This window comes from Leclercia sp. UBA1284 (genome assembly GCF_002308415.1).
Taxonomy (GTDB): domain Bacteria; phylum Pseudomonadota; class Gammaproteobacteria; order Enterobacterales; family Enterobacteriaceae; genus Enterobacter; species Enterobacter pneumoniae.
Genome location: NZ_DBUS01000002.1, coordinates 54,274 through 70,223, shown reverse-complemented (window position 1 = coordinate 70,223; position 15,950 = coordinate 54,274). Strand labels below are relative to the sequence as shown.

18 protein-coding genes and 1 pseudogene are annotated in these 15,950 nt (G+C 57.6%); 17 read left to right on the top strand and 2 right to left on the bottom strand.

The features are described 5' to 3' along the window. Positions 1–4: 4 nt before the first annotated feature. Positions 5–250 carry a sulfurtransferase TusA gene (gene tusA / locus B3511_RS00770; protein ID WP_046886797.1) on the bottom strand — a complete coding sequence of 82 codons (246 nt, stop codon included), beginning with the start codon at positions 248–250 and terminating at the stop codon, positions 5–7. Positions 251–419: 169 nt separating this feature from the next. Between tusA and B3511_RS00765 the strand changes: the two genes are divergently transcribed. Continuing rightward, the gene (locus B3511_RS00765; protein WP_040078217.1) at positions 420–1,085 is read left to right on the top strand and encodes a 7-cyano-7-deazaguanine/7-aminomethyl-7-deazaguanine transporter; all 666 of its coding nucleotides are present in this window, start codon (positions 420–422) and stop codon (positions 1,083–1,085) included. Between the two features lie 72 nt (positions 1,086–1,157). Then, positions 1,158–1,715 carry a DcrB family lipoprotein gene (locus B3511_RS00760; protein WP_046886799.1) on the top strand — a complete coding sequence of 186 codons (558 nt, stop codon included), beginning with the start codon at positions 1,158–1,160 and terminating at the stop codon, positions 1,713–1,715. A 4-nt stretch (positions 1,716–1,719) separates the two neighbouring features. On the opposite strand, the pseudogene B3511_RS00755 reads toward B3511_RS00760, so the two are convergent. Beyond that, positions 1,720–2,968 (bottom strand): annotated as a pseudogene (locus tag B3511_RS00755) (MFS transporter). A 110-nt stretch (positions 2,969–3,078) separates the two neighbouring features. On the opposite strand from B3511_RS00755, the gene B3511_RS00750 reads away from it, so the two are divergent. The 15 genes from B3511_RS00750 (at position 3,079) to B3511_RS00680 (ending at position 15,949) form a co-directional block, all read left to right on the top strand. Beyond that, positions 3,079–4,128 (top strand): AI-2E family transporter, encoded by a 1,050-nt coding sequence (locus B3511_RS00750; protein WP_233802620.1) that lies wholly within the window; start codon positions 3,079–3,081, stop codon positions 4,126–4,128. 346 nt (positions 4,129–4,474) lie between these two features. After that, positions 4,475–4,864, top strand: coding sequence for a lipoprotein (locus B3511_RS00745; RefSeq protein ID WP_207292552.1), 390 nt, complete (start codon positions 4,475–4,477; stop codon positions 4,862–4,864). Between the two features lie 66 nt (positions 4,865–4,930). Then, positions 4,931–5,995: a methyltransferase gene (locus tag B3511_RS00740; protein ID WP_207292553.1), complete on the top strand. Its 1,065-nt coding sequence runs from the start codon at positions 4,931–4,933 to the stop codon at positions 5,993–5,995. A 65-nt stretch (positions 5,996–6,060) separates the two neighbouring features. Then, positions 6,061–6,783 (top strand): beta-ketoacyl synthase chain length factor, encoded by a 723-nt coding sequence (locus tag B3511_RS00735; RefSeq protein WP_286758424.1) that lies wholly within the window; start codon positions 6,061–6,063, stop codon positions 6,781–6,783. Continuing rightward, on the top strand, positions 6,780–7,595 hold the full coding sequence (locus B3511_RS00730) for a lysophospholipid acyltransferase family protein (protein WP_414671866.1): 816 nt from the start codon (positions 6,780–6,782) through the stop codon (positions 7,593–7,595). The genes B3511_RS00735 and B3511_RS00730 overlap by 4 nt, the downstream gene beginning before the upstream one ends. After that, positions 7,576–7,833, top strand: a complete 258-nt coding sequence (locus B3511_RS00725; protein ID WP_207293885.1) for a phosphopantetheine-binding protein — start codon at positions 7,576–7,578, stop codon at positions 7,831–7,833. Before B3511_RS00730 ends, B3511_RS00725 begins: the two co-directional genes overlap by 20 nt. 10 nt (positions 7,834–7,843) lie before the next feature. After that, a complete protein-coding gene (locus B3511_RS00720) occupies positions 7,844–8,095 on the top strand; it encodes an acyl carrier protein (protein ID WP_207292556.1) in 252 nt (83 codons plus the stop codon). Between the two features lie 39 nt (positions 8,096–8,134). Further along, on the top strand, positions 8,135–8,674 hold the full coding sequence (locus tag B3511_RS00715) for a hypothetical protein (RefSeq protein WP_286758422.1): 540 nt from the start codon (positions 8,135–8,137) through the stop codon (positions 8,672–8,674). After that, positions 8,667–10,028, top strand: a complete 1,362-nt coding sequence (locus B3511_RS00710; RefSeq protein WP_286758420.1) for an AMP-dependent synthetase — start codon at positions 8,667–8,669, stop codon at positions 10,026–10,028. Before B3511_RS00715 ends, B3511_RS00710 begins: the two co-directional genes overlap by 8 nt. Beyond that, a complete protein-coding gene (locus tag B3511_RS00705; protein ID WP_207292558.1) occupies positions 10,015–10,368 on the top strand; it encodes a hydroxymyristoyl-ACP dehydratase in 354 nt (117 codons plus the stop codon). The genes B3511_RS00710 and B3511_RS00705 overlap by 14 nt, the downstream gene beginning before the upstream one ends. Then, a complete protein-coding gene (locus tag B3511_RS00700) occupies positions 10,359–12,050 on the top strand; it encodes a glycosyltransferase family 2 protein (RefSeq protein ID WP_207292559.1) in 1,692 nt (563 codons plus the stop codon). Before B3511_RS00705 ends, B3511_RS00700 begins: the two co-directional genes overlap by 10 nt. A gap of 3 nt (positions 12,051–12,053) precedes the next feature. Continuing rightward, the gene (locus B3511_RS00695; protein WP_286758419.1) at positions 12,054–12,476 is read left to right on the top strand and encodes an acyl-CoA thioesterase; all 423 of its coding nucleotides are present in this window, start codon (positions 12,054–12,056) and stop codon (positions 12,474–12,476) included. After that, positions 12,473–13,078: a LolA family protein gene (locus B3511_RS00690; RefSeq protein WP_212478380.1), complete on the top strand. Its 606-nt coding sequence runs from the start codon at positions 12,473–12,475 to the stop codon at positions 13,076–13,078. Before B3511_RS00695 ends, B3511_RS00690 begins: the two co-directional genes overlap by 4 nt. After that, positions 13,047–15,368 (top strand): MMPL family transporter, encoded by a 2,322-nt coding sequence (locus B3511_RS00685; RefSeq protein ID WP_286758417.1) that lies wholly within the window; start codon positions 13,047–13,049, stop codon positions 15,366–15,368. Before B3511_RS00690 ends, B3511_RS00685 begins: the two co-directional genes overlap by 32 nt. Beyond that, complete coding sequence (locus tag B3511_RS00680; RefSeq protein WP_286767815.1) at positions 15,368–15,949, top strand: DUF3261 domain-containing protein; 582 nt, start codon at positions 15,368–15,370, stop codon at positions 15,947–15,949. Before B3511_RS00685 ends, B3511_RS00680 begins: the two co-directional genes overlap by 1 nt. Position 15,950 lies beyond the last annotated feature (1 nt).

Sequence of the window (15,950 nt, the reverse complement as noted above, 5' to 3'; positions counted from 1 at the left end):
AGGGCTACTGGCCTTTACGGATGAGGTAGCGGTACGGCAGCGCGCCGGTATCTTGTGCCACCAGCTGGTGTTCCATAAAGGTACAAAAGCCAGGAATATCGCGGGTTGTCGCCGGGTCGTCAGCGATGATCAGCAACGTTTCGCCGGTCTGCATGTTACGCACGGTTTTGCGCACCATCATTACCGGCTCCGGACAACGCAGGCCCTGGGCATCAAGGGTGTGGTCTGGGGTAGAAAACAGATCGGTCATCTTCATCTCGTTCACAGAAAAACGGCAGTAGTTTACGCCGCGTTTCAGGCAAAGCAAACCAGGTTAACGATTGCGTGAAAATTAGCCATTGCAAACGCCTGTCAAAGCAGTATCATGCGGCGGCTTTATTGGGTTCCCTCACCCCAAATATTAATCAAAAAGGTACAATATGAACTCCTTTACACAATCGCAGCGCGTCAAAGCGTTGTTCTGGCTTTCGCTTTTTCATTTGCTGGTGATTACCTCCAGTAACTACCTGGTGCAGCTCCCCATCTCCATTTTTGGTTTCCACACCACCTGGGGCGCATTCAGTTTCCCGTTTATCTTCCTGGCAACCGACCTTACCGTGCGGATCTTTGGCGCGCCGCTGGCCCGTCGCATTATTTTCGCGGTGATGCTGCCTGCGCTGTTTATCTCATATGTGATCTCCTCCCTGTTTTATATGGGAAGCTGGCAGGGCTTTGGCGCGCTGGCGCACTTTAACCTGTTTGTGGCGCGTATCGCCGCCGCCAGCTTTATGGCCTATGCGCTGGGGCAGATCCTCGACGTGCACGTCTTTAACCGCCTGCGGCAGAGTCGTCGCTGGTGGCTGGCCCCCACGGCCTCAACGCTGTTTGGCAATGTGAGCGATACGCTGGCCTTCTTCTTTATCGCCTTCTGGCGTAGCCCGGATGCGTTTATGGCGCAGCACTGGATGGAAATCGCGCTGGTGGATTACGCCTTTAAGGTGCTTATCAGCCTGGTATTCTTCCTGCCGATGTATGGTGTATTGCTGAATATGTGTATGAAAAAGCTGGCAGATAAATCTGAAATCTCGGCATTGCAGGCAGGGTAAAGGTTCCCCAGAGCAGTTGTGATAAGATGGAAGAATGAGCCGTTATGGCCGTTTATCGAAAGGAAGAAGTTAATGCGCAATCTGGTTAAATATGTCGGGATTGGCCTGCTGGTAATGGGGCTTGCAGCTTGTGACAACAGCGATACCAAATCTGCCGCTCAGGCCGCGTCTGCTGAAAGCAACGCAACGAGCCAGCCGATCAGCCTGATGGATGGCAAACTCAGTTTCTCTCTGCCGGCGGACATGACCGATCAGAGCGGTAAACTGGGCACCCAGAGCAACAATATGCACGTTTATTCCGACGCGACGGGGCAAAAAGCCGTGATCGTGATTGTCGGCGACGACACCTCAGAAGATCTGGGCGTGCTGGCGAAGCGCCTTGAAGATCAACAGCGTACCCGTGACCCGCAGCTGCAGGTGGTGACCAACAAGTCCATTGAACTGAAAGGCCACAAGCTGCAGCAGCTGGATAGCATTATCTCGGCCAAAGGCCAGACCGCGTACTCATCCGTGGTGCTCGGCAAGGTCGATAACAAACTGCTGACTCTGCAGATTACGCTGCCTGCCGACGATCAGCAGAAAGCGCAAACTGCCGCTGAAAATATCATTAACACTCTCGTGATTCAGTAATCCATCACGTTGAAGTGGCCTCCGGCGCTGGCGTCGGGGGCCTTTTTTTTAGCCGCCAGGTCAATAACAACGCCACCGTTACCAGCCCCGCCGCCGCAAGATAAATCACTGGCACCCCTGCCCATGCCATCACCAGTCCGGCCAGCGGCCCGGTGATCCCGAGCGACATATCCATAAACACCGTATAGGTCGCCAGCGCTGCGCCCTGGTTTTGCTGCGGCACGGCCTTCACCGCCACCACGCCCAGCGCCGGGAAGACCAGCGAAAAACCAGCCCCCGCCAGGAAAACGCCAATTTTCGCGATCCACGGCTCGTTAGCGATCCCGGTCAGCAGCAGGCCGATAATTTCCACGGCAAAGCAGATCATCGCCACGTTCAGCCCGCCCAGGCGGTTAATGCCATTGGGGAACAACAGGCGGGTGCCGACAAACGCACAGCTAAACAGCGTTAAGGCAAAGGCGGCACCGTCCCAGCCTTTAGCATCGTAAAACAGGGTGATAAACGTGGCGATGACGCCAAACCCTGCCGAGGCCAGCGCCAGCGCCATGCCGTAAAGCCAGACGCGTCCCAGCACCGCCCGAAACGGCATCGGTTTCCCTTTGCTGGCTTTCACCTTCGGGCGCGGCAGCGCGAAGAGAATGGCGAGTAACGCCACTCCCATAATCGTGAGTGCCAGCCCCTGCAGGCCAATATAGCGATAGCAGAGCACGCCAAGCGGCGCACCTATCGCCATCGCGCCGTAAGTGACAATCCCGTTCCATGAAATCACCCGGCCAATGTGCGGCGCGCCGACGACGCCAACGCCCCACAGCGTTGAGCCGGTTCCCGCCAGGCTCTGGCCGATACCCAGAATCACGCGCCCCAGGCAGAGCAGCGCCAGGCTTGCCATCGGCCAGGCGTGGGTCCAGTCGGCCAGCAGGTAGCTCACGCCGCTGAGAAAACAGCCGCACAATCCCAATACCACAATGCTCTTTGGCCCGAAAAGATCGGCGTAGCGGCCCGCGTGCGGGCGGCTCATCAGGGTGGCAAAGTATTGCAAGCTGATCACCAGCCCCGCCCAGAATGCGCTAAAGCCCATGGTTTCATGGACATAACCTGGCAGTACCGCAAGCGGCAGGCCGATGGTGAGGTAGCTGGCAAAGTTAAAAATAACGACAGAGACAATACGCAGATTGAGGCGCAATCCGCTCAGCGCCAGTTCGGCGGCAGGTTCGGGCATGGATATCACCAGGATTTTTACAACAGTGTTTCACTATTACCACGTCAGGGGCAGAAAATCAGCAGCGACTTTTCAGAATATCAGCGTCTAACGAAGCGTCTGCCGCGCACTACACTCTATATGCATACAACAAAAGGAATCGTCATGACGCCCACGCCTCCCGATAAAGCAGGACTTCACATTTTACTCAAGCTGGCCTGCCTGGTGGTGATACTGGCCGGGATCCACGCCGCGGCGGATATCCTTGTCCAGCTGTTGCTGGCGCTCTTCTTCGCAATTGTCCTTAACCCTCTGGTGACCTGGTTTTTACGGCGCGGGGTCAGTCGCCCAATCGCCATTACCATTGTGGTGGTGGTAATGCTGATTGTCCTCATCGCCCTCTTCGGCGTACTGGCAGCCTCGATGAATGAATTTGTCGCAATGCTGCCAAAATACAACCGGGAATTGACGCGCAAACTGGTGGATTTACAGCAGATGTTGCCTTTTCTTAACCTGCACATTTCGCCAGAACGCATGCTGCAGCGAATGGATTCCGAGAAGGTGATGACCTTCGCCACCGCATTCATGACCCAACTTTCCGGGGCGATGGCGAGCATTGTGCTGCTGGTGATGACGGTCGTCTTTATGCTTTTCGAGGTGCGCCACGTCCCCTATAAAATGCGCTTTGCCCTGCACAATCCGCAGATCCACATCGCCGGCCTGCACCGCGCCCTGAAGGGTGTGTCGCACTATCTGGCGCTGAAAACGTTACTGAGTCTGTGGACGGGAGCCATCGTCTGGCTGGGGCTCGCGCTACTGGATGTCCAGTTTGCACTGATGTGGGGTGTGCTGGCCTTTCTGCTTAACTATGTTCCCAATATTGGCGCTGTCCTCTCCGCCGGGCCGCCCATGATCCAGGCCTTTTTGTTCAATGGTTTTTACGAATGCATGATGGTCGGTGCACTTTTCCTGGTGGTACACATGGTGCTGGGAAATATTGTCGAACCCCGCATGATGGGCCACCGTCTGGGGATGTCGACAATGGTGGTCTTCTTGTCGTTATTAGTCTGGGGCTGGCTGCTGGGGCCGGTCGGCATGTTGCTTTCCGTACCGCTCACCAGCGTCTGTAAAATCTGGATGGAGACGACTCAGGGCGGCAGCAAGCTGGCAATCTTGCTGGGCCCAGGCAGACCAAAAAGCCGGCTACCCGGATGACAAAAGGTCCGAAATCCTACCAAACAGAGTAGGTTAAATACCTTAACAGCACCTGTAGTATATGTGCCGCTTTTAACAAAGCGGCATTTTTCATTCTCTGCGTCTTTTCCCCTTCAGGGTGGCTGAATAACGCCCGCAAAAGTCCGGAATTAATGCTTATTTAAAGCAAATTAAAAGTGCAAAATACAATGGCCGATTTTTTCTTGATCGCGGATATTATTTTCAACCGTCATCAGGAAATAATAGCCAGACTAAAGGGTTACGTAGATAACCGTAGTCTCTTTAACATGTTTTAAATATGTGAGTGTTATTGGCTTAAATCGTTATTACTGATATGGAGTTGTTGATGAAAAAAATTATTAAATGGGTTGCTGCTATTACTATTATGGGTGCGCTGGCAGGCTGTGCGCGTACCGCGCCTATCGTAGAGGTGAACTCTGTTGTGAGCGCCGGTCATACCGCTGCGCAGGTGAAAAACGCCATTCTGAAAGCAGGTCTCCAGCGTGAATGGATCATGACCGAAGCCGGTCCAGGTGTCATTAAAGGCCGTCTGCAGGCCCGCGACCACTCCGCAGATATTAAAGTAACCTATTCTGCATCAAGCTACTCTATTCATTATGAAAACAGCATGAACCTGAAGGCTGCGGACGGTAAAATTCATAAGAATTATAACCGCTGGGTACGTAATCTCGACAAAGATATTCAGCTGAATCTCTCTGCCGGTGCAGCACTGTAATTTTTATTAAAGTCGGGCTGTCATGGCCCGATAATATCTTTTTGCCAGTGAAAGGTTACGCAATCCATGTACGAAAAGGACTCCCTCAGCGCGCTTGATGCCATCACGGAAGCGCAACGTATCGCCTTTGCGCCAATGCTGTTTCAAACTGCCCTTTGTCTGCGTAACTCGGGTGTACTTTCCTGGCTGGATAAACAAGGTAAACGCGGCTCTCACCTCGATGAAATAGTGGCAAATAGCACCCTGAATGAATATGCGGTAAGCGTATTACTGGATATGGGATTAAGCGGACGCATCGTCACCCATCATGATGGCGTCTATTATCTCGCCAAAGTCGGTCATTTTTTGCTGCATGATAAAATGACCCGCGTAAATATGGATTTCACGCAGGACGTCTGTTATCAGGGGTTATTTAATCTTTCAGACTCCCTCGAACAGGGTAAACCGTCCGGGTTATCGGTATTCGGTGAATGGCCAACCATCTATCCGGCATTATCTCAGCTGCCCGATCAGGCGAAAGCGAGCTGGTTCGCGTTCGATCACTACTACTCAGACGCTGCGTTTGACGCCGCGCTACCGCATATATTCGCAAGCAAGCCGACAAAATTGTACGATGTAGGCGGCAATACTGGAAAATGGGCATTGCGCTGCTGCGGTTATGATGAAAATGTGGCGGTCACGCTGCTCGATCTGCCCCAGCAAATCGCGCTGGCGCAGGAAAATGTCGCAAAAGCAGGCTTTTCTCATCGCATTGGCTTCCATGCTGTCGATATGCTTAGCGATGCGCCATTGCCAGGGGAAGCCGATATCTGGTGGATGAGCCAGTTCCTCGACTGCTTCTCACCCGACCAGATTGTCACCATGCTGGGCAACGTCGCGAACGTGATGAAGCCAGGCGCCAGACTGTGCATTATGGAGCTGTTCTGGGATGCGCAAAAATTTGAAGCCGCATCGTTTAGCCTGAACGCCACATCGCTCTATTTTACCTGCATGGCAAACGGCAACAGCCGCTTCTATAGCGCTGAAAAATTTTACCACTACCTGGAGACCGCCGGTTTCCACGTAGAGCAACGTCTGGATAATCTTGGTTTGGGTCACACCTTACTGATTTGTCAGAAAAATGAACATTAAACAGCCCCGGCTGTTCTGACGTTTGTATCGTCATTTGATTACAGGTTTATCGCGGACGCGCGTAGATGAAATTTGCACTTACTCTTCTTGACTGGCAGGCCAGAGCGCCAGGTCTTTGCGATGCCGCACAGTGGCAGGCATGGTCACAGGGGTCGATTATTCTCGACCCCGCCGCGCCGCTACCCAGACTCACCGACCTGCCGATGATGACCGCCCGTCGTCTTAACTCCGGCAGCAAGCTGGCCGTTGATTGTGGGCTGGCGATGCTGCGTAAACATGCTATCGATGCCGTTGTCTATACCAGCCGCCACGGCGAGCTGGAGCGCAATTACCGTATCCTGCATGCACTGGCGACGGACCAGGCGGTCTCCCCCACTGATTTCGCCATGTCGGTGCATAATTCCGCGGTGGGCAACCTGACCATCGCTGCCCGTCAGCCTATTGTCTCCTCGTCGATCTCTGCCGGGCAGGATACGTTCCAGCAGGGTTTATGCGAAGTGCTGAGCCTGCTGCAGGCCGGTTATTCCCGGGTTCTGCTGGTGGATTTTGACGGCGCACTGCCCGAATTTTATCATCCGGCACTGCCTGCGCAGATGCCGACCTGGCCCTACGCGCTGGCGCTGGTCCTTGAGGCGGGTGAAACCCTCCACTGTGCAACCCGCAGCGGCAGCACCAGCGACGAGCCGCCTCTCCCGCAAAGCCTGCTGTTCCTGCAAGGTTACCTGCGCGAAGAGCGCGCGTTTGTGGTTCCCGGAGAACGCCTGCTATGGGAATGGGCGCGCGCATGACCCGGCTGGTGGCAAAAATAAACTGGGCGTGGCGCCTGGTAATGACCGGTTTCTGCTTCGCGCTTTTTGGCGTAGGGGGGTTACTGCTGTCGCTGGTGTGGTTCAACCTGCTCCTCGTGGTTCAGCGCGATCGCGCCCGTCGTCGCCGTCTGGCGCGCCGCAGCATCGCCGCCAGTTTCCGCTTCTTTTTAACCGTAGCCCGCACCCTTGGCGTGCTGGATTATCGCATCGATAACCTCGAGGCTTTGCGTAATGAGCGTGGCTGCCTGGTCGTGGCTAACCACCCGACGCTGATCGATTACGTTATCCTCGCCTCGGTGATGCCCGAAACGGACTGTCTGGTGAAGAGCGCATTACTGCGCAATCCCTTCGTCAGCGGCGTGATCCGCGCAGCGGATTACCTGGTTAACAGCGAAGCCGAAACGCTGTTAAGTTCCAGCCAGCAGCGGCTGAATCAGGGCGATACCCTATTAATCTTCCCGGAAGGCACGCGCACGCGCTTCGGGGAAGCCATCACGCTGCAGCGTGGTGCGGCGAACATCGCCGTACGTTGCGGCAGTGATATGCGGGTGGTGCTTATCCACTGCAGCGAGCATCTGCTCGATAAAAAAAGCCGGTGGTATGACGTACCGCCGCATAAGCCCTTTTTCACGGTTGATGTCTGTGAACGGGTAAACGCCCATGATTTTTACGATGCGGCCCAACAAGAACCGGCGCTGGCGGCACGCCAGTTAAACCGGCATCTGCAGCAACGTTTAACATCAGGTCTTCAATCTTTGGCAGGAATTAATGATGCAAGCGCTCTATCTTGAAATTAAAAATCTAATTATCTCCACCCTGAACCTGGATGAACTCTCCGCCGACGATATCGACACCGAGGCGGCCCTGTTCGGTGATGGTCTGGGTCTGGATTCCATCGACGCCCTTGAGCTTGGCCTGGCGGTCAAAAACCAGTACGGCGTGGTGTTATCAGCGGAAAGCGAAGAGATGCGTCAGCACTTCTTCTCCGTTGCCACGCTGGCATCCTTCATTCATGCTCAACGCGCCTGAGACAGCCCCCATGACTCAACAAGACACGATTTACCAGGAAGTCTCAGCACTTCTGATCAAACTGTTTGAAATTGAACCACAAGCGATCACCCCTGACGCGCGTCTGTATGAAGACCTGGAGCTGGACAGCATCGACGCCGTCGACATGATCGTTCACCTGCAGAAAAAGACCGGTAAAAAAATCAAACCGGAAACCTTCAAATCGGTACGCACCGTTCAGGATGTTGTGGACGCCGTCGCCCAACTGCTGCACGAAGAGTAAAACCGGGTGCGTGGCGCGATCCCGCTGATAACGGGACTAATGCTGCTCGCCTGGCCCTTCCTGATTGGCTTTGGCTTGACGCATAACAGCCTGCACTGGCTACTGCCGCTGATGGCGCTGGTGCTGATACTGCGTCTGCGCCAGGCGCGGCAAAACGCCGGGCCAATGCGCTACGTGGTGCAGAGCGTTGCGCTGGCCGGTATTGCCCTGTGTGCCGCCAGTTACTTGCTCAAAGCCCATCAATGGTTATTGCTCTATCCGGTGGTCGTGAATCTCGTGATGCTGGCCGTTTTCGGCGGATCATTATGGACCGCAATGCCGCTGGTAGAACGACTGGCGCGGCTACGCGAGCCGCTGCTGCCCCCGGAAGGGGTACGTTATACCCGTGTCGTCACCCGGGTCTGGTGCGGTTTTTTCATTTTTAACGGCAGCATCGCGCTGTTTACCGTACTGCGCGGCGATATGCAGCTATGGACGCTCTGGAATGGCATGATTGCTTATATTCTGATGGGCACGCTCATGGCAACCGAGTGGGTGGTGCGTCAACGGGTAATAAAAAAAGAGAAGCATAATGAATGACCCCCTTCCGCTAAGTCAGTGGCTGGATGCCCCACGACCGGAAAATACACCTATTGCCTGGCTGGATGATCGCACCTGGACCCTGGGGGAGCTGCGCTATGACGTTGCGACGTTAACGCAGCAACTGCGCCAGCAGGAAGTTGAGCGCTGGGCGCTCTGCTTTGAAAACAGTTATCTCTTTATCGTCGCGTTACTGGCCGCACTGCACGCGGGTAAAACGCCGGTGATACCGGGGCACAGCCGTGTTTCACTGCTCGCCGAGCAACAGGCGTTGTTCAACGGCGTACTCAGCGATCAGAGCCTCGATTTCGCGGGTCGCCTGCTGGTCGTGACCCCGTCCGACCGCAGCCTGTCCGACTGGACACCGCTACCCGCCATTGCTGAGGGCAGCTACGTCGAGCTGTTCACTTCCGGCTCTACCGGCGCGCCGCGTCAGGTTATTAAGCCCGTAGCAAGCCTCGATCGGGAGGCCAGAATGCTCGCCGCCCGTTTCGGCGAAAGGCTCAGCGGCTGTCGCGTGGTGGCATCCGTGGTGCCACAGCATCTGTATGGTCTGACGTTCCGTATCGTCTTGCCGATGACGCTGGGGCTGCCGCTGCATGCCGCCATGCTCTACTACGCAGAACAACTGGCTGCACTGCCTCCTACTCATCGCTATATCTTTATCAGTAGCCCTGCCTTCCTGAAACGGCTGGACACGGCGCTGACGCCGCCGCCGGTCGCGATGGTTCTCTCAGCAGGCGGCGTGCTGCCGTGGGAAGAGGTGAGTGAAACCCACCGCTGGCTGAACATCTGGCCTGACGAAATCTATGGCAGTACCGAAACCGGCATCATCGCCTGGCGCCATCGCGATGCCGACGCGCGTCCCTGGCTGCCCTTCCCGGGGGTGAAACTTATTCCGGAAGCGGAGGCGTGTCGCGTCACCTCGCCGTTAATTCCCGAGCCGGCGGGCCTGCTGCTGGATGACATTCTTCACTTTGACGATAACGGCCTGTTCCGTCTGGCGGGACGCCGTGGTCGGGTGGTCAAAATCGAAGAGAAACGCATCTCGCTGAACGAGGTCGAGCAGCGTCTGCTGGCGCTGGAAGGTATCTGCGAAGCGGCCGCGTTGCCGGTCTCTCGCGGCGGACGCCAGGGCGTTGGAGTACTGCTGGTTCTTAACGACGAGGCTCGCCAGCGCTGGCAACAGCAGGGCAGCAAGACGCAGGAGTTTGCCTGGCGTCGGGCGCTACTGCCGTGGCTGGAACCTGTCGCCATCCCCCGCTACTGGCGCATCATCGATGAAATGCCCGTCAACAGCATGAACAAGCGTGTCTACGCGCAGTTACAGGAGTTATTTCATGAAAATCCATGAAATCGAGCGCCGCCAGGCACAGCCACAACATCTTGAGATTGTCCTGCACCTTGACCCGAGCCTGTTCTGGTTTCAGGGCCATTTTGCCGTGCAGCCGCTGCTGCCCGGCGTGGCCCAGCTCGACTGGGTGATGCACTACGCCATCACGCTGCTGGCGCCTGACTATCGTTTTCACAGTATTCAGAATGTCAAATTCCAGGCGCCGCTGCTGCCTGAAACCACCGTGACGCTCATCCTCGACTGGAACAGCGAGCGTCAGATGCTGAGCTTCAGTTACCAGCGCCACGACGGCGAAGCGCGCCACACCGCCAGCAGCGGGAAGATCCGTTTATGTCGGTAACCTTTCGTCCCTGTGTGCTGATCCCCTGCTATAACCACGGCGCGATGATGGCGAAGGTGCTGGCGCGCCTGGCGCCCAACGGCCTGCCCTGCTTTGTGGTCGATGACGGCAGTGAGGAGAGTACCCGGCAGACGCTTGAAGCGCTGGCGGCGCAAAATAGCCATGTCACGCTGATTCGGCTGCCGGAGAACGCCGGCAAAGGCGCGGCGGTGATCCACGGGCTGGAAGCCTGCTCTCGTGCCGGGTTTACCCATGCCGTCCAGGTGGATGCCGACGGGCAGCATGCCATTGAAGATATCCCGGCGCTGCTGGCACTGGCAGCGCGTCACCCAACGGCGCTTATCTCCGGACAGCCCATCTATGACGAGTCGATTCCCCGGTCGCGCCTGTATGGCCGCTGGATCACCCACGTCTGGGTCTGGATTGAAACGCTCTCTTTACAGCTAAAAGACAGCATGTGCGGGTTTCGCGTCTACCCGGTGGCTCCGACCCTGCAGCTGGCAGAGCGGGTTACGCTCGGCAAACGGATGGATTTTGATACCGAAGTGATGGTGCGCCTCTACTGGCAGGGGAATACCAGCTATTTCCTGCCGACCCGGGTGACCTATCCGCACGACGGTATCTCCCACTTCGATGCCCTGAAAGATAACGTCCGCATCTCGCTGATGCACACCCGGCTGTTTTTCGGCATGCTGCCGCGCATCCCCTCTCTGCTGTTCCGTCGGCGCGACGCGCACTGGGCGCAGCAGGAGGAGGTTAAAGGGCTGTGGGGCATGCGCCTGATGCTGCGCGTCTGGCAACTGCTGGGACGTACGGCCTTTACCGCCCTGCTGTGGCCGGTGATTGCCGTCTACTGGCTTACCGCCCGGCCAGCCCGTCAGGCCTCGCAGGCGTGGATCCGCCGCGTAGAGCAGCAGTTGGCCGTACGTCATTTGCCAAAACCCGCCCGCCTGAACAGCTTTTTCCACTTCATGCGTTTCGGTAACGCCATGCTGGATAAAGTCGCCAGCTGGCGCGGTGAATTGACTTTACAAAAGGATGTGGTTTTCGCCCCCGGCGCGCGCGAAGCGCTGAACATGGATGCCCCGGAAGGCAAACTTCTGCTGGCATCCCATCTGGGTGATGTGGAAGCCTGCCGCGCGATGGCGCAGATGGAGGGCAGCAAAACCATTAACGCGCTGGTATTCAGCGACAACGCTCAGCGTTTTAAACAGATTATGGCGGAGATGGCGCCACAGGCCGGGCTAAACCTGATGCCGGTAACGGATATCGGGCCGGAAACCGCCATTGCTCTGAAAGAGAAGCTCGAACGCGGCGAATGGGTGGCGATCGTCGGCGATCGTATTGCGGTCAATCCCCAGCGCGGCGGCGACTGGCGCGTCGTCTGGAGCCAGTTTATGGGCCAGCCCGCGCCGTTTCCACAGGGGCCCTTTATTCTCGCCTCGATCCTGCGTTGCCCGGTGGTGCTGATCTACGCCTTACGCCAGCACGACAAATTGCATATCCACTGTGAGCCGTTCGCCGATCCGTTGATTCTCCCCCGCGGTGAGCGCCAGCAGGCATTGCAGCAGACGGTCGATCGCTATGCGCAACGCCTTGAGCATTACGCGCTGCAATCCCCGCTCGACTGGTTTAATTTTTTCGATTTCTGGCATCTGCCGGATGCCAAAGAGAAGGAGTAAAGGGTGCTGACCGATCCCCGCTTTACCGCTGAAGTAGAGATAACCATACCGTTTCACGACGTCGATATGATGGGCGTGGTCTGGCATGGCAACTATTTTCGCTATTTTGAGATTGCCCGCGAAGCGCTACTGAATCAGTTTGATTACGGCTATCGCCAGATGAAATCCTCCGGCTATGTCTGGCCGGTGGTGGATACCCGGGTGAAATACCGCGATGCCGTTACCTTCGAGCAGCGGATTCGCGTGCGTGCCCAGATTGAAGAGTTTGAGAACCGTCTGCGCATCGCCTATCAGATTTTTGACGCGCAAACCGGCAAACGGACCACCACCGGCTACACCATCCAGGTGGCGGTAGAAGAGGCGAGCCGCGAAATGTGCTTCGTCAGCCCGGCCATTTTATTTGAACGTATGGGAGTCACGCCATGAAGTGGTTACCGCTGCTTGCCCTGCTGATCAGCCCCCTCGTCAGTGCCGTTACGCTGGACGAACTGCAGCAGCGCTTTACCGAACAACCGGTGGTGCGCGCGCACTTCGATCAGACCCGCACCATCAAGGATCTGCCCCAGCCGCTGCGTTCGCAGGGGGAGATGCTGATCGCCCGCGATCACGGCCTGCTCTGGGATCAAAAAAGCCCCTTCCCGATGATGCTGCTGCTGGACGACAAACGGATGGTGCAGGTAATTAACGGCCAGCCGCCGCAGACCGTCACCGCTGAAAATAACCCGCAGATGTTCCAGTTTAACCACCTGCTGCGCGCCCTGTTCCAGGCGGACCGCAAGGTGCTGGAAGAGAACTTCCGCATCGCTTTCAACGATCTCGGCAACGGGCGCTGGTCGCTGGTGTTAACCCCAACGACGACCCCGCTGGACAAAATTTTCAGCACGCTGGATCTGGGCGGTGCCACCTTTCTGGAGTCGATTCGTCTGAACGATAAGCAGGGCGATCGTACCGATATCACCCTTTCTCAACATCAACTGACGCCCGCCAGCCTGACCGATGACGAACGCCAACGCTTTGCCGCACCGTAAATCCCTGCGCCCGGCGCTGGCCTGGGCCGCACTCTGCCTGGTGCTGCTGGTCATGCTGTTGTCGCTGCTGCCCGGCGCGCGGCTCAACAGCAGCGTGCTGGCGATGCTGCCCAAACAGACGCTGGGGGCGATCCCGCCGGCGCTGAATGACGGCTTCATGCAGCGCCTCGACCGCCAACTGGTATGGCTGGTCAGCCCCGGCAAACAGCCCGATCCCAGGGCTGCACAGCAGTGGCTGAACCTGCTGCAGCGGTCATCGGCGCTGAACGAGGTAAAAGGCCCCATGGACGCCGCCGGGCAGAAAGCCTGGGGGGCATTTTTCTGGCAGCACCGTAATGGGCTGATAGACAGCGCCACGCGTGCCCGCCTGCAAAACGGCGGCGAAGCCCAGGCGCAGTGGATCCTCTCTCAGCTCTACTCGGCCTTTTCCGGCGTGAGCGGTAAAGAGCTGCAAAACGATCCGCTGATGCTGATGCGCGGCTCCCAGCTTGCGCTGGCGCAAAACAGCCAGAAGCTGCGCCTGATGGACGGCTGGCTAGTGACCCAGGACGCCGCCGATAATTACTGGTATCTGCTGCATGGCGAGCTGGCCGGTTCGTCGTTTGATATGCAGCAGACCCACCAGCTGGTCACCACCCTGCATGACCTGGAAGAGAAGCTAAAAGGCCAGTATCCGCAGGCACAGATACTCTCGCGCGGCACGGTCTTTTACAGCGACTATGCCAGCCAGCAGGCCAAACGTGATGTCTCTACGCTCGGCGTGGCTACCCTCCTTGGGGTGATTCTGCTGATTGTGGCGGTGTTTCGCTCTCTGCGCCCGCTCTTGCTGTGCCTGCTCTCCATTGGCATCGGCGCGCTGGCAGGAACAGTGATCACGCTACTGCTCTTTGGCGAGCTGCATCTGATGACGCTGGTCATGAGTATGAGCATTATTGGTATCTCGGCGGATTACACCCTCTACTATCTGACCGAGCGGATGGTACACGGCGAGCATGACTCCCCCTGGCAGAGCCTGGCAAAAGTGCGTAACGCGCTGCTGCTGGCGCTGCTGACCACCGTGGCGGCTTACCTGATCATGATGTTGGCCCCCTTCCCGGCCATTCGCCAGATGGCGGTGTTTGCCGCCGTAGGGCTGAGCGCCTCCTGCCTGACGGTGATTTTCTGGCATCCGTGGCTTTGCCGCGGCCTGCCGGTACGTCCGGTTCCGGCGATGGTGTTGATGCTGCGCTGGCTGGCCGCGTGGCGCCGCAATAAAAAACTCTCCGTAGGGCTGCCGGTCGCGCTGGCGCTGGTCTCCGTCGTCGGTATAGCGACGCTTCACGTGGATGACGACATCTCCCAGCTGCAGGCGTTGCCACAGTCGATTCTGGCGCAGGAGAAAAGCATCACCGCGTTGACCGGACAGAGCGTGGATCAGAAATGGTTTGTGGTGCATGGCGCCACTGCACAGCAGACGCTGGAGCGTCTGGAAGCCTTTACGCCGGCGCTTGCGGCAGCGAAGACGGCGGGTGAGATTTCAGGCTACCGCACCCTTCCCCTCAACTCGCTGGCGCGACAGAAGCGCGATCTCGCGCTGTTGCAACAGGCCGCCCCGGCCGTCACCAACGTGCTGAATGGGGCGGGGCTGGCCACGGTTAGCCCGGATTTGAGCGCCATGCCCGTGCGGGTGGACGAGTGGCTTAACAGCCCGGCCAGCGAAGGCTGGCGCTTACTGTGGCTGACGCTGCCCAACGGTGAAAGCGGAGTGCTGGTGCCGGTGGATGGTGTGAAAGAGAGCGCCGCGCTGGACCAGCTCGCCAGCCAACATCCGGGCGTGGTGTGGGTCGACAGAAAAGCCCGTTTCGACACGCTTTTTGCGCTCTATCGCGCCGTGTTAACCGGGCTGCTGTTGGTGGCGCTGGGGGTGATTGCCTGCGGTGCGATGCTGCGTCTTGGCTGGCGTAAGGGACTGATAAGCCTGGTGCCGTCGCTACTCTCGCTCGGCTGCGGCCTGGCGGCGCTTTCCGCGACGGGCCATCCGGTGAACCTCTTCTCGTTACTGGCGCTGGTGCTGGTGCTGGGAATCGGGGTTAACTACACCCTCTTCTTCAGTAATCCGCGCGGCACGCCGCTGACCTCCATGCTGGCGATTGTGCTGGCGATGATGACGACATTACTTACCCTTGGGATGCTGGTCTTTAGCGCCACGCAGGCGATCAGCAGCTTTGGCATTGTGCTGGTCAGCGGGATCTTTACCGCCTTCCTGCTTGCCCCGCTGGCGATGCCAACGAAAAAAGAGAGAAAACGATGATGACCTGGTTATTCCGCGCCGCCGCACTGGCCGCCGCGCTGCTGCTGGCGGGCTGTAGCCACTCCACAGACTCTGCCGAGGGTTCGCGCCCGCAGGCCTGGCTGCAACCCGGCACCAAAGTCACGCTGCCCGCGCCGGGCATTACGCCTGCGGTAAGCGCCCAACAGCTGCTAACCGGTACGTTCAACGGCCAGAGCCAGTCGTTGCTGGTGATGCTAAACGCCGATGCCCATAAGGTTACCCTCGCCGGGCTCTCGTCGGTAGGCATTCGTCTGTTCCTCGCCACCTACGACGAAAACGGGATCCACACCGAGCAGTCCATCGTGGTGCCACAGTTACCGCCCGCCAGCCAGGTGCTGGCCGACGTGATGCTGAGCCACTGGCCGCTCAGCGCCTGGCAACCACAATTGCCAAAGGGCTGGACGCTACAGGACAAAGGCGATCGCCGTGAACTGCGCAATGCCAGCGGTAAGCTGGTGACGGAGATTGTCTACCTGCAACGTAAAGGTAAGCGCGAGCCAATCAGCATTGAGCAGCACGTGTTCAAATACCACATCACCATTCAATATCTGGGTGACTGAG